The 13402-nt window shown below is 70.3% G+C and carries 15 protein-coding genes; 11 read left to right on the forward strand and 4 right to left on the reverse strand.

The features are described 5' to 3' along the window. Window positions 1–6: 6 nt before the first annotated feature. Window positions 7–867, reverse strand: coding sequence for a methyltransferase domain-containing protein (locus ABZ490_RS32590; protein WP_358998084.1), 861 nt, complete (start codon window positions 865–867; stop codon window positions 7–9). 213 nt (window positions 868–1080) lie between these two features. Between ABZ490_RS32590 and ABZ490_RS32595 the strand changes: the two genes are divergently transcribed. The 4 genes from ABZ490_RS32595 to ABZ490_RS32610 all read left to right on the forward strand — a co-directional run bounded on the left by ABZ490_RS32595 (window position 1081) and on the right by ABZ490_RS32610 (window position 4659). Further along, window positions 1081–1515, forward strand: a complete 435-nt coding sequence (locus tag ABZ490_RS32595) for an ester cyclase (protein ID WP_358998086.1) — start codon at window positions 1081–1083, stop codon at window positions 1513–1515. A 40-nt stretch (window positions 1516–1555) separates the two neighbouring features. Continuing rightward, window positions 1556–2398: an AfsR/SARP family transcriptional regulator gene (locus tag ABZ490_RS32600; RefSeq protein WP_358998089.1), complete on the forward strand. Its 843-nt coding sequence runs from the start codon at window positions 1556–1558 to the stop codon at window positions 2396–2398. A 91-nt stretch (window positions 2399–2489) separates the two neighbouring features. Continuing rightward, window positions 2490–2954, forward strand: coding sequence for a nitroreductase family deazaflavin-dependent oxidoreductase (locus ABZ490_RS32605; RefSeq protein WP_358998092.1), 465 nt, complete (start codon window positions 2490–2492; stop codon window positions 2952–2954). A gap of 76 nt (window positions 2955–3030) precedes the next feature. Then, entirely contained in the window at window positions 3031–4659 is a 1629-nt protein-coding gene (locus ABZ490_RS32610) for an FAD-binding protein (protein ID WP_358998095.1), read from the forward strand. Between the two features lie 42 nt (window positions 4660–4701). Here ABZ490_RS32610 and ABZ490_RS32615 read toward each other — a convergent pair whose 3' ends face one another. Together ABZ490_RS32615 and ABZ490_RS32620 are read right to left on the reverse strand one after the other, a co-directional pair. Beyond that, window positions 4702–5430 carry a class I SAM-dependent methyltransferase gene (locus ABZ490_RS32615; protein WP_358998098.1) on the reverse strand — a complete coding sequence of 243 codons (729 nt, stop codon included), beginning with the start codon at window positions 5428–5430 and terminating at the stop codon, window positions 4702–4704. Window positions 5431–5447: 17 nt separating this feature from the next. Continuing rightward, the gene (locus ABZ490_RS32620) at window positions 5448–6323 is read right to left on the reverse strand and encodes an NAD(P)H-binding protein (protein ID WP_358998101.1); all 876 of its coding nucleotides are present in this window, start codon (window positions 6321–6323) and stop codon (window positions 5448–5450) included. Between the two features lie 221 nt (window positions 6324–6544). Here ABZ490_RS32620 and ABZ490_RS32625 point away from each other — a divergent pair, with 221 nt between their 5' ends. The 7 genes from ABZ490_RS32625 (at window position 6545) to ABZ490_RS32655 (ending at window position 12467) form a co-directional block, all read left to right on the forward strand. After that, window positions 6545–6982 carry an ester cyclase gene (locus tag ABZ490_RS32625; RefSeq protein WP_358998103.1) on the forward strand — a complete coding sequence of 146 codons (438 nt, stop codon included), beginning with the start codon at window positions 6545–6547 and terminating at the stop codon, window positions 6980–6982. 862 nt (window positions 6983–7844) lie between these two features. After that, window positions 7845–8447 carry a PadR family transcriptional regulator gene (locus ABZ490_RS32630; protein WP_358998106.1) on the forward strand — a complete coding sequence of 201 codons (603 nt, stop codon included), beginning with the start codon at window positions 7845–7847 and terminating at the stop codon, window positions 8445–8447. A gap of 183 nt (window positions 8448–8630) precedes the next feature. Then, window positions 8631–9611, forward strand: a complete 981-nt coding sequence (locus tag ABZ490_RS32635) for an ATP-binding cassette domain-containing protein (RefSeq protein WP_358998109.1) — start codon at window positions 8631–8633, stop codon at window positions 9609–9611. Next, window positions 9608–10462 carry an ABC transporter permease gene (locus ABZ490_RS32640; protein ID WP_358998112.1) on the forward strand — a complete coding sequence of 285 codons (855 nt, stop codon included), beginning with the start codon at window positions 9608–9610 and terminating at the stop codon, window positions 10460–10462. Before ABZ490_RS32635 ends, ABZ490_RS32640 begins: the two co-directional genes overlap by 4 nt. Window positions 10463–10634: 172 nt before the next feature. After that, window positions 10635–11369 (forward strand): ferritin-like domain-containing protein, encoded by a 735-nt coding sequence (locus ABZ490_RS32645; RefSeq protein WP_358998115.1) that lies wholly within the window; start codon window positions 10635–10637, stop codon window positions 11367–11369. A gap of 149 nt (window positions 11370–11518) precedes the next feature. After that, window positions 11519–11968 (forward strand): SRPBCC family protein, encoded by a 450-nt coding sequence (locus tag ABZ490_RS32650; RefSeq protein ID WP_358998118.1) that lies wholly within the window; start codon window positions 11519–11521, stop codon window positions 11966–11968. Window positions 11969–12044: 76 nt separating this feature from the next. Continuing rightward, on the forward strand, window positions 12045–12467 hold the full coding sequence (locus ABZ490_RS32655; protein ID WP_358998121.1) for a hypothetical protein: 423 nt from the start codon (window positions 12045–12047) through the stop codon (window positions 12465–12467). Between the two features lie 43 nt (window positions 12468–12510). Here the strand turns inward: ABZ490_RS32655 and ABZ490_RS32660 are convergent, their stop codons facing one another. Then, window positions 12511–13284: a DUF3592 domain-containing protein gene (locus ABZ490_RS32660; protein WP_358998124.1), complete on the reverse strand. Its 774-nt coding sequence runs from the start codon at window positions 13282–13284 to the stop codon at window positions 12511–12513. Between the last annotated feature and the right edge of the window lie 118 nt (window positions 13285–13402).

The following is a 13402-nucleotide window of genomic DNA, read 5'->3' on the forward strand; positions in this document are numbered from 1 at the left end:
TCGCGATCAGGCGCGTACGGTCGCCGTGACGTAGCGGACCGGCGTGTCGATCGTGAGCGGTCCGTCCCCGTCGCGCATCGCGTCCAGCGAGGTGATCAGCCGCTCCCGCAGCTCCCGGCGCTTGTCGTCCGAGAGGTGGTTCCAGAGCAGGCGCATGCCCTGCGTATGGGACCAGTCCACCCACGCCAGGCCCGACCCGGCCACCAGCCGCACGCTCTCGTCGACGACCGACACCTCCTGGAAGCCGGCCTTCTCCAGCGTGCGGGTGAGGTCGGCCGGGTCCGCGAGCCAGCTGTTGAAACGCTGCTGGAGCCGCTCGGGCTGCCACTGCGGCGGCAGGTCGAGCAGCAGCTCGCGCGGGATCAGCTCGGTGAACACCGGCGGCAGGAAGGGGAAGGTGTCGTCGCTGAACACCGGGCTGGTGAAGGCGAGCCGCCCGCCGGGCGAGAGCAGCGGCGCGTACCGGGCGAGGGCCGCGGGCGCGTCGGGAAGGAAGATGACGCTGTAACTGCCCAGCACCACGTCGAAGGAGCGCGGCGCGAAGTCCGGGTGCTCCCCGTCCATCACCCGCAGCTCCACCGTGGTGGCGCCCCGCAGCGACGCCTCCTTCGCGGCCTCCTCGATCATCGCCTCGGCGACGTCGATGCCCACCACACGGCCGTCCGGCCCCACACGGTCGGCCGCCGGGAAGACACAGGCCCCCCGGCCGCAGCCGACGTCGAGGACCCGCTCGCCCTCCCCGGGGGCCGCGCGTTCCACCAGGCGCCGGCCCATCGGAGTGAAGAACTCCACGCCGAGCCGGTCGTAGGACGCCGCAGCGCTGTTGAAGGCGGCCGCCACTTCGGATTTGTATGTGGACGTGTCCACTGTCCCTCCCGCTCTCTCGGTGGATCCCCCACCTTTCCGGCCCCGTCTCGGGCACGGATGGAGGGGGATTGGAGGGGTCTTGGAGCGCCACTGGACCGCGGCTGGACAAAACGCAAAGAAGTCCGAGGGGGGCCTTTCTCCCCTTGCTCCCGATGGAGTCGTCTCCTAAGAATTGATGGCGTCACGTACCGCACCGATTCGGGAGGGAAGAACGTGAGCGACCAGATGGCGAGCGTCCGGCGCCTGGTGGAGGCGTACAACACCGGGAAAACGGACGACGTGGCCGAGTACATCCATCCGGAATACATGAATCCGGGAACTCTGGAATTCACCTCGCTGCGCGGCCCGGAGCTTTTCGCGATCAATGTCGCCTGGGTCAAGAAGACCTTCTCCGAGGAGGCCCGCCTGGAAGAGGTGGGCATGGAGGAGAACGGCGACTGGGTGCGCGCCCGGCTGGTGCTCTACGGGCGGCACGTCGGCGAGATGGTCGGCATGGCGCCCACCGGACGGTTGTTCTCCGGCGAGCAGATCCACCTCCTCCACTTCGTCGACGGGAAGATCCACCACCACCGCGACTGGCCCGACTACCAGGGCACCTACCGCCAGCTCGGTGAGCCGTGGCCGGAGAAGGAGCACCGCCGCCCGTGACGGCGGGTTCCTGGACGCAGGGAAACAGGGGGGAAGCGCGATGGAATTCGGTGTACTGGGGCCGCTGTACGTGCGGGTGGACGGGGCGACCACCGCTCCGAGCGCCCCGAAGCTGCGCAACGTACTGGCGATGCTGCTCGTCCACACGGGACAGGTGGTGCCCGTGCCGTCCCTGGTGCGGGACCTCTGGGACGACGATCCGCCCGTCAGCGGTCTGACCACGCTCCAGACGTACATTCTGAATCTGCGCAAGATGTTCGCCGCGCTCACCGGGCTGACCACGGACGAGGTGGCCCGTGAGGTCCTGGTGACCCGGGCGGGCGGCTATCTGCTGGCCGCCGAGGCGGGAGCGCTCGATCTCCACCGCTACCGGAGCCTGGCGGCCGCCGGCCGCGAGGCCCTGGTGCGCGGCGACGACGCGGCCGGGGTGCGGGACCTGAACGAGGCGCTGCTGCTGTGGCGGGGCCCCGCGCTGGTGGACGTACCGGCCGGGCGGGTGCTGGAGAGCCGGCGCCGGCAGCTGGAGGAGTCCCGGCTCGCCACCTTCGAGTACCTGATCGACGTGGAGCTGCGGCTCGGCATGTACCGCGAGGTGCTGGCCGAGCTGGCGGCCCTCACGGTGGAGAACCCGCTGCACGAGGGTCTGCACGGCCAGTACATGTGGGCCCTGCACCTCAGCGGGCGCAGGGCCCAGGCGCTCCAGGTCTTCCACCGGCTGCGCGGGGCGCTGGTCGCGGGGCTCGGTCTGGAGCCGGGGCCGCAGGTGCAGCGGCTGCACCAGGCGGTCCTGAACGCGGACACCGACTACGAGCCCCGCTTCGCCGCCGGCCGGTCCCCGGTCGCCGTGCCGGCCACCGCGTTCGGCGGGGGACGCCCCTACTGACTCCCGGGCCGGTATTCAAATTTGATTGCGGCGCTCGGCGCGGCGTCGCTAGGGTGGCTAGACAAATTTGATTAGCTCGAAGGAGTTCCTCATGCCGGAACAGCCGCAACAGCCGGAACAGCAGGACGAGACGCCCATCGACAGCCCGACGGGCTGGGTCGCCGCCCACATCCGCCGCTACGACGGCAGCGGCGGCAAGGAGGGCCAGAAGTGGTACGGCCTCGACACCCTGCTCCTCACCACCCGCGGCCGGAAATCGGGAAACCTGCGCCGCACCGCGGTGATCTACGGCCGCGACGGCGAGAACGTCATCCTGGTCGGCTCGAACGGCGGAAAGCCTGAGCATCCGCTCTGGTACCTCAATCTGGTGGCGACGCCCGAGGCCCATGTCCAGATCGGCGAAGAGCATCTCGATGTGCGCGCCCGCACCGCGAACGCCGAGGAGAAGCCGGAACTCTGGAAGCTCATGACGGGAATCTTCCCGCAGTACAAGAGCTACCAGAAGAAAACCAGCAGGGAAATTCCCGTGGTGATCCTGGAGCCAGTGAAGCCGTAGAACACGTAGACAACAGAGCCGCAACCGCCGATTGCTCAGAGAAACGTCATGGCAGGGAAATGAAAGGGTTACTGTGGTGAACGAATTCACGCGCCGCGGATTCCTCGGCACCGCGGCAGCGGTCGGCGGGGCCACCGTGGTGGGCACGGCCGGACCGGGTGCCGCGACCGCCGAGGCGGCCGTCCCGGCGGCGGCGGAAGGCGGCGCGTGCGGCGCCCCCACCGGACTGGTGCAGGTGGACCGGACGGACCGGCGCTACCGGGACCTGGTCAGCAGGGGCTTCAACGGACGGTTCCGCGGCAGCCCCGACACCGTGTACGTCGTGCACACCGCGGACCAGGTCGTCGACGCGGTGAACCGGGCCCTGGACGCGGGCCTGCGGATCGCCGTGCGCAGTGGCGGCCACTGCTTCGAGGGCTTCGTGGACGACCCCGCCGTCCGGGCCGTGATCGACATGTCCGAGATGAGACAGATCTGCTACGACCCCGCCAAGCGGGCGTTCGCCGTGGAGCCCGGCGCCACCCTCGGGGAGACGTACCGCTCCCTGTATCTCAACTGGGGCGTCACCATCCCGGCCGGCGTCTGCCCCCAGGTGGGCGTCGGCGGCCATGTCCTCGGCGGTGGCTACGGCCCGCTCTCCCGCCGCGACGGCGTGGTGGCCGACCACCTCCACGCGGTCGAGGTCGTCGTCGTGGACGCCTCGGGCCGGGCCCGCAAGGTCGTGGCCACCAGCGCCGCGAACGACCCCAACCGTGAGCTGTGGTGGGCCCACACCGGGGGAGGGGGCGGCAACTTCGGGATCGTCACCCGGTACTGGTTCCGCACCCCCGGGGCCACCGGCAACGATCCGTCGGCCCTGCTGCCCAAGGCCCCCCGGTCCACCCTGCGGCACCTCGTGACCTGGGACTGGTCCGCCCTCACCGAGAAGGCGTTCACCCGGATCATCGACAACCACGGGGCCTGGCACCAGCGCAACAGCCTCGCCGACACCCCGTACGCCAGTCTGCACAGCGTCTTCTACCTCAACAGCCGGGCGGCCGGCCAGATCCTGCTGGACGTCCAGATCGACGGCGGACTCGACGGCGCCGAGGGGCTGTTGACCGACTTCGTGGCCGCGATCAACGAGGGCACCGGGGTGGAGCCCGCCGTCCAGCGGAGCACGGAGCCGTGGCTGCGCGCCACGCTGGCCAACAAGTTCGACACCGGGGGCTTCGACCGGACCAAGTCCAAGGGCGCCTATCTGCGCAAGCCGTGGACCGCCGCCCAGGCCGCCACCCTCTACCGCTGTCTGAGCGCCGACTCCCAGGTGTGGGGCGAGGTCTCGCTCTACTCCTACGGCGCGAAGGTCAACTCCGTGCCGGAGACGGCCACCGCCACCGCCCAGCGCGACTCCATCATCAAGGTGTGGATGTCCGCGACCTGGATGGACCCCGCGCAGGACGACGCCAACCTCGCCTGGATCCGGGAGATCTACCGCGACGTCTTCGCCACCACCGGCGGCGTCCCGGTGCCCGACGACCGCACCGAGGGCACCTTCATCAACTACCCCGACATCGATCTGACCGACCCGCGGTGGAACACCTCCGGAGTGCCCTGGCACACCCTCTACTACAAGGGCAACTACCCCCGCCTGCAGAAGGTCAAGGCCCGCTGGGACCCCAAGAACGTCTTCCGGCACGCGCTGTCCGTACGACTGCCCGACTGACGGACTGCCCGTCCGACGGCGGCACGGGGAGGGCGGGTCCGCTCAGCGCGGCCCGTCCTCGGCCCGGTCCGCGAGGAACAGACCACGGCCCGACTGGATGCCCTCGACGAACGCGACCCGCAGTCCGGCCCGGGCGAAGGCGTCCTCGTACTCGGCCCTGGTGAACAGCGTCAGGGTGTGCTGCTCCGCGAAGTGCCGTACCCCGCTGTCGGGTTCGGCCACCACATAGTGCACGACCATGTGCGAGGTGTGCCCCTCGCGCTCGGTGTACGACACGCGGGTCATCGTCCGCCGTCCCACGGTCACGGTGTCCCCGCTCACATGGCGTGCGAGGGACGTCTCCAGGAACCACCACGGGTCGACCGCCACGACCCCGCCCGGCCCCAGGTGCTCCGCGAACGACCGCAGCGTGGCGGTGAGTTCGGCGGTGTCCCGCAGATAGGCGATCGAGCCGAACATACAGGTGACCGCGTCGTAGGAGCGCCCCAGCGAGAGGTCGCGCATGTCGCCGCCGTGCAGGACGGCTGCGGGCACCGCGGCGCGGGCCATCGTCAGCATGGCGTCGGACAGCTCCAGCCCCTCGACCTTGTCGAAGAGGTCGGCGAAGTGCCGCAGATGCGCGCCGGTGCCGCACGCGACGTCCAGCAACGTGGCCGCCCGCGGATTGCGGGCCCGCACGAGCCCCGCGACGGTGGCGGCCTCCGCCCGGTAGTCCTTGCCGCGCGACTCGTGGAGCAACTCGTAGATCTCGGCCATCCCGGGTCCGTACATGGCGAACTCCCCTTCTCTCAGCCGGCACTGCTGCCGCTGTCGGCACGGTCGGCACGGTCGGCATTGAAGAGGCCGGCGTGCTCCGCGGCCCAGCTCGCGAAGGTGCGCGCCTCCCGCCCCGTGACCCTGCGCACCGCGTCGGTCACCGGGCCCGGGGTGACCACGGACTCGGCGAGGTAGTCGAGCAGCATCTCGACGACCGGCGGCGGCATGACCCGGCTCATCGCCTCCCGCCCGGCCGCACGGCTCAGCTCCTCGAACCGGATCTCCCGGCCGATCGCCTCCGCCAGGGTGCGGACCTGCTCGATCTGCGTCAGCGCCCGGGGCCCCGTCACCAGGTACTGCTCGCCCGCGTGCCCCTCCTCCAGCAGCGCGGCCACGATCACCGCCGCGATGTCGGCCTCGTGGACGAGCGCCCGGGCGGCCCCGCCGTACGGCGTACGCACCACACCCTCCGTACGGATCGATTCCCCCCACTTCCAGAGCACGTTCCCGGCGAACTCGTCGGGACGTACGAACGTCCAGTCCGCCCCGCTGTCCTCGACGGCCCGCTCGACCGTGCGGTGGTGCTGGTGGCTGGGATTGCCCTCGTCCTCCAGCACCGAGCTGGACGACAGGACGACGATGTGCCGGACGCCCGCCTTCCGGGCCAGCGCCGCGACCTCGTGGGCGGTCCCGGGCACCGGGAAGAGGTACATCCGGTCGATCCCCTCCAGCGCGGCCGGCAGGGTCCGCGGCTCCTCCAGATCCCCCCGCACGACCTCGACACCGGCCGGCAGCGCGGCGGCCCCCGGGGTCCGGGAAAGCGCCCGCACCCGGTGCCCCCGGGCCAGCACGCCCTCGGTGACATGGCGGCCGACCTTGCCCGTGGCACCGGTCAACAGGATGTTCAAGGCCCCTCCTCGGCGAACGAAGCGGCGCTCCCCGGCCCGCGGCCGAAGGGCGATTCCAGGACGCCCAGGCTGTCGTGCCGGGCTAGAGGACCCCGTGAGCCCCGATGGATCCGGACCCGGCCCGCGCCGCTCCAGGAGGACTGGAGCGATCCTGCAGCCGTTCTCATGCGGGTCGGGGGCAGTCTGGCGGGACATCGTCCGCGAGACTGTGAGGAATCGCCATGTCATTGGCCGAGCGCAAGGCGCTGTGTCTGGAGATGGTCGCCGCCTGGAACCGATGGGACCTGAGCGGGATCACCAAGCACTGGTCGCCGGACATCGTGCACTACTCCGAGGACACCGAGGTGAGTTCCGCCGACATGCTCAAGCTCATGGAGGCGGGGCTGAAGGCGTTCCCCGATCTCCAGCTCGAAGTGAAGAGCATCATGGCCGAGGAGGACCGGGTCACCCTGCGCATCACCGTGACCGCCACCCACCAGAACGAGTTCATGGGCGTGCAGCCGACCGGACGGCCCGTCAGCTGGCACCTGGTGGAGGAGCTGCGCTTCGCCGACGCCAAGGTCGTGGAGCACTGGGACGTCATCAACATGCGCCCCCTGCTGGTCCAGTTGGGCAAGCTGCCGGACGTCCCGAAGGTGGCCCTGGAAACAAGCACCTGACCGACCCGGACGCCTCCCGCCGGGGTCCCGGTCGACTGGCGGGGGTGTCCGGGCGTACCTGCGGCCGAGCTATCCCGCGCCTCTGGGCTGGGTGGTCGCGTGCTTCTGGGTTGGGTGCGGGTGTTGTGTGTTGCCGTGCTTCCGGGCTGGGTGCGGTTGTTCCCGTGCCTCCGGGTCGGATGCGGTTGTTCCCGTGCCTCCGGGTCGGGTGCGGGTGTTCCCGCGCTTCCGCGCCGGGTGCCGGTGTTTCCGTGCCTGCGGGCCGAGAGCCGTGTACGTCGGGCCGGGTGCCGCCGTACCTCTGGGGGGGTGTCTCTGTGCACCTGGGCGGGGTGTCCCTGTGTTCCCGGGCCGGTGCTCCGTCTCTCTTCGGGCCGGGTGTCCGTGCCCTGGGGCCGGGAGCCCCTGTGCCTGTGGGCGGGGAGTCCTGGTGCCCCTGGGCCGGGTGCCGCCGTGCCTCTGGGTGGGGGTGTCTCTGTGTACCCGGGCGGGGTGTCCCTGTGCCCCCGGGCCGGATGCCTCGTATTTCCCCTCGGGCCGCCCCCGTACCTCCGGGTGAGGTGTTCCCGCGCCCCCCGGGCCGGGTGCCCGGTCTCTCCCCTCGGGCCAGGTGTCCGTGCCCCCGGGCCGGGAGCCCTGTACTCCCGGCTGGCTGTCCGTGCCCCCGGGCCGGGAGCCCCGTACCCCCGGCCGGTTGTCCGTGCCCCCGGGGCCGGGCGCCCCGTACCCCCCGGACCGGGCACCCACGCCCCGGACCGGCCCGCGTCCGGCGCCCCCCGCCGCGGCGCGGTCGCTCATTATGCTGACGCGCGGGCGGGCGGCAGGCAGCCGGATCGCCGTACCTGAGAGAGACGGGGTGACGATGACGGCGACGAAGCTCTTGGTCCTCGGGGTGGTCCGCGGCTTCGGCAGGGCACACGGCTACCGGGTCCGGGCCGAGCTGCTGTCCTGGGGGATCGACGACTGGGCCAACGTCAAACCCGGTTCGATCTACCACGCCCTGCGGCAGCTCGCGAAGAGCGGCCTGCTGGAGGCCACCGAGATCGGGGACTGGCCGGGACGGGTGGACTACGGCGTGACCCCCGCGGGCGAGGAGGAGTTCTTCCGGCTGCTCGTCGAGGCCCTGGAACGGCCCGAGCACCGCGACGACATGCTCAGCGCCGGCCTCGCCCTGATGCCCGCGCTCACCCGGGTCCGGGCCGTCGCCGCCCTCTCCACCCGGCTGGCCGTCCTGGAGGGGCAGGGCGCGGTACTGCGCAAGGATCCGGACGCGACCGAGACCGGAGGCAGGCTGCCGCCGCACCTGGGCGAGCTGTGGACGATGCGGACGCGGTACGTCGACCTGGGCGTGGAGTGGACCCGTGAGCTGCTGGAACGGGTGATCTCGGGGGAGTACGAGATGGCGGGCGAGCACGAGGACGCCTTCGGGACGCCGGGAACCTGGCGGGCCCCGACCGAGTCGTAACCGACTAATCAAACTTGCATAGTGGGCCTCCCGTGCCCTAGCTTGGCGGAGTGGTCAAATTTGAGTACTGACCCGCAGTGCCGTTCTTTCCCTCCCGCTCGTCCCCCGGGGCTCTCCCGGTACGCCACTCATGGCGCACAGCGCACAGCCCCTCGCGGCGCATCAGGACCAAGGAGTCACAGATTGAGTTCGCCATCCACCCTTGCCATCGAGACGTCGGGCCTCGTCAAGGTCTTCGGTGAGAAGCGCGCCGTCGACGGCGTCGACCTGGTCATCCCCCAGGGCGTCGTGTACGGCGTGCTGGGACCCAACGGAGCGGGCAAGACGACGACGATCCGGATGCTGTCCACCCTGCTGACCCCCGACGGCGGCACCGCCCGCGTCCTCGGGCACGACGTGGTCAAGGAGGCCGAGGCGGTCCGCAGCCGGGTGAGCCTCACCGGCCAGTTCGCCTCGATCGACGAGGACCTCACCGCCACCGAGAACCTGACCCTGCTCGCCAGGCTGCTGGGCTTCTCCCGCACCCAGGCGGCCGACCGGGCCGAGGAACTGCTCGCCGCCTTCGACCTCACGGAGGCCGCCGGCCGGCAGTCCAAGACCTTCTCCGGGGGGATGCGCCGCCGGCTCGACATCGCCGCCAGCCTCGTCATCACCCCCGACCTGCTCTTCCTGGACGAGCCGACCACCGGACTCGACCCGCGCAGCCGCAACCAGGTGTGGGACAGCGTGCGGGCCATGGTGGCCCTGGGCACCACGATCCTGCTCACCACCCAGTACCTGGACGAGGCCGACCAGCTGGCCGACCGGATCGCCGTCATCGACCACGGCCGGGTCATCGCCGAGGGCACCACCGGCGAGCTGAAGTCGTCGGTCGGCACCGGCGCCCTGCACGTACGGCTCGTCAACGCCGAACAGCGCCCCGAGGCCGCCCAGTTGCTCACCCGGGCCCTCACCTCGCCGGTCTTCCAGGAGTCCGACCCGTTCTCCCTGTCCGTGCGGACCGACGACCACGAGAGGGTGGCCCGGGCCCTGGCCGAGCTCGCCCGCTCGGAGATCGCCGTCTCCGACTTCGCCTTCGGCCGGCCCAGCCTCGACGAGGTCTTCCTCGCCCTGACCGGCCGCCCCGCGGAAGCCGAGAACACCGACCAGGAGGACGCGGCATGACCGTCACATCCGAGACCACGGCCACCGCGGGCACGCCCGCCGACGCCCTGCGCAAAGCACTCACCAGCCAGATCCGCCCCTCCCGCCCCAACCCGCTGACGGCGGTACGGGTCTCCGCCTGGCGGACGATGCGCAAGATGAAGCACTACGGCGTGGCCGTCCTGTTCGACGTCACGCTGATGCCCATCATCTTCCTCCTGACCTTCACCTATCTCTTCGGCGGCGCGTTCGCCGGATCGACCAAGGAATACCTCCAGTACTTCCTGCCGGGCGTCCTCGTGCAGACCGTCGTGATGCCGACGGTCTACACCGGAACCGCGCTCAACATGGACATCACGCGGGGCATCTACGACCGCTTCCGCACCCTGCCGTTCTGGCAGCCGGCCACCATCGTGGGCAGTCTCCTCGGCGACATCGTCCGCTACGTGCTGGCCCTGACCACCACGATGGCCGTCGGCCTGGCGCTCGGCTTCCGCCCCGACGGCGGAGTGGGCGGCGTCCTGGCCGCGATGCTCCTGCTGCTGGTCTTCGCGGTCAGCGTGAGCTGGATCTTCGCCGCCCTGGGTGTGGTCGCCAAGGCCCCCGAGACGGTCTCCGGCTCCAGCATGCTCGTCATGTTCCCGCTGGTCTTCACCAGCAACATCTTCGTGGAGCCCGAGACGATGCCCGGCTGGATGGAGGCGATCGTCAAGGCCAACCCGGTCAGCAACGCGGCCACCGCCGTACGCGGCCTGATCCACGGCGACGCGAACGGCTCCGACATCGGCTGGGTCCTGCTGGCCTGCGCGATCATCACAGCGATCTTCGCCCCGCTGACGATGTACCTCTACCGCTCCAAGAGCCGCACCTGACCCCGTCCCCCTCGAACGAGCCACGGCAGCCGGCGTCTCGGTTGTCCTTCCCCCGTCGGCCGTCACCGGCTGCCGTGGCTCTCCCCTCCCCGGGGAACGGTTCCCGACACGTCGGCGTCGTCTCTCTCCGGTAGGGGCACGGCGGAAGGGCCCCGGAGAGGGAGAGAGACGGGTGTACACGGACGACTTCGCCAAGTGGACAAGGCGATTCGAGGAGGAGCGCGAACGCAGGCACGCCCAGGGCGACCCGGACTGGGCGCAGGGCGCCACGCTGCATCCGGCGGTGTGGGCCGGCATCCAGCGCTTCCAGGTCGGCGAGAACGGCGACGGCACCAGCCTGCTGGCGAAAGCGGACAGGGCCGGCGACACCGACTACGGACAGGCGGTCCGCCTCTTCGTGGCCGAGGAACAGAACCACGCCCGCCTCCTGGCCCACCTGCTGACGGCAGGCGGCATACCGACGCTGACAGCCCACTGGAGCGACACGGCCTTCATCCGGATACGGCGCCTCATGGGCCTGCGCATGGAACTGCTGATCCTGCTGATCGCCGAAGTGGTGGCACTGCGCTACTACCGAGCCCTGCGCGACGGCACCGACGACCCCCTCACCTCCGAGGTGGCGGGGCGGATCCTGTCCGACGAACAGCGTCATGTCCCGTTCCACTGCGCACGCCTGCACACCTGCCTGACAGAACTGCCCCGCCTGGCACGCCGCCCGCTGCTGGCCCTGTGGCAACTCCTCCTCCTCGCCGTTGCCTTCGTCGTCGCCGTGGACCACGGTCCGGCGCTACGACGGCTCGACACCGGACGCCTGCGATTCGTGGCCGATGTCGCGGCCTCGTCCCGAGCGGTGGTCCGCGCGATCCTCACGCCCTGCGGACGCGTCTCCGCTCACGCGCGAACGTAGACGGTCGACCCGACGGCTGTCGGCTCACCCGTCTGGATCTCTCGGACTGCGCAGGTGCTCCGATCGGCATGACGCTGGAATCCAAGCTCATCCCAGGGACGCCCTGACCGGGGATGCCTCCGGGCTGCCCATCCCCCAGGAGCGTGACCATGGCCCGGAACCGCCGACTGATCCTGAGCTCGCCGTCCGAAGTCTGGAGCCTGCTCTCCGATGGCCGCCGCTACGGGGAGTGGGTGACAGGAACCCAGCACGTGCTGGCCGTGGACCCGCATTGGCCGGACGTGGGCGCCCGACTGAAAGTCCGTGTCGGCGCCGGCCCGCTGACCCTCGACGACACCTGCGTCGTCCGCATCTGCGAACCGCGGCACCGCCTGGAACTGGAAGCCAGGGCAGAACCCTTCGGCGCGGCTCGCATCGCCATGACGTTGACCCCCTGGGGCGAGCACACCCTCCTGACCCTCGACTGGCACCCCCTCCGGGGCCCCGGCACACGGATGCACGGACTCCCCGTGGACTACGTCGTCGCGGTCCGCAACGGCATGATGCTGACGAAGCTGGCTCGCATCGCGGTACGCGAGCACCCCGCGAGCGTCGCGTAGGCCGCCCCAGCCCTGTCAGTGCCCTCTCCTACGCTTCCCCGTATCAGGCAGTTCGAATGTGACGGAGGAACCACGGATGGGCGGCAACGCATGGAGCCACACGGGCCCGTACCAGAGTGATCCGGTGGCCGCCTTCCGACAGGCCCAGGAAGACGAACTGGCCCGCGACGACCACGGTTTCGAGGGCCGGTCCGTCGAGGACCTATGGAACGACCCGGACTGGCACGAATACATCTTCACCGGTGGCACGGGCACCGTCCTGGACTTCCCTCTCATGATCGAGCCCACGAACACCGACGACGGCCCGTTCATACGCCCACTGACCGACGCCGAGGTCCGCGCATGGGCCCCTCACGCCCGACCCACCCACGGGGAATGGGAAGCCGCGCTCGATTCCGAGCGATTGCCCTTCCCGGGCCGCGCCCAGGGGAACTGCACGGTGCTCTACCGCGACGGCAGGCCCGATCAGATCGGCTACTGGGGAGTCACCGCCGACTAGCGGAATCGATACCGCTTCGCGAGGACGAGTTGCATCGTGACGTTCAGGCTCCGGGGCGGGCGGTGTCCGGCGTCTTTCCCGCTTCTGTCTGTTCTTTGACACGCATCACCTCTCGGACGGTACCCACCAGAAAGCCGCCCGCGAGTAGTCCGGCGATCACAGAACCCAGTCGAATCCCGTCGGCCTCGGATCCGTCCAGACGGTCGGCGTGGCGGACCTCCGTGGGGTCCGACGGGTTGTAGACGACAGGCACGTGGCCTCCGGGCTTCGCGTCGTTTCCCGAGCCGTCTCCGACATCGATATGCGCTTGCACGGTGCCGGACGGTGTACCGAAGCGCACAGCCAGGGAGTTCGGCGAGTCTTCCTCCGACCGGCCGGCAATGGCGACCACGGTCGCTTCGGCCCTGCGCCCGTGCTCCCGGAGGTTATGCAGGATCCGGTCCTCCTGACCGGCGTTCCATCCCATGAATCCAGCCATGGCGGCGAAGATCAGGAAACCCACGGCGATCGATCGGGCTCTGGCCCAGCGGGGTGCCAGCAGCGACGATGTCACATCAAGCCTGGAGATCAGCCCCGTCGGCGGAGGAATTCGGCTGCCCCAACGACGTGCCCACCCCCACCGGCGTAACAGCAGGCTCGCGACAGCGCCCGCTGCGGACAGGGCCACCGCGCCGCCGAAAACCTGGTTCCAGGACAGCTCGAACGGATCGAATGCGAGCCACACCACGAAGGCCACGACACCTGCCAGCGAGGCCCACCCGCTGAGAAAGCGGTACTTTCCCCGGCTGTCGCTCCGCACGGACCCGCGCTCACCCATCTGCGCCTCCTAGCCGTTACGAGCTAGTGACCTGGTTTTGAGATCCTGTCGCAGTAGCGGCAGATGCGGTCGAGGATCTGGTCGGCGGTTTTGGTCCACTTGAAGGGCCTGGCGTCCT

Source organism: Streptomyces sp. NPDC005811, from assembly GCF_040630405.1.
In the GTDB taxonomy this organism is placed as follows: domain Bacteria; phylum Actinomycetota; class Actinomycetes; order Streptomycetales; family Streptomycetaceae; genus Streptomyces.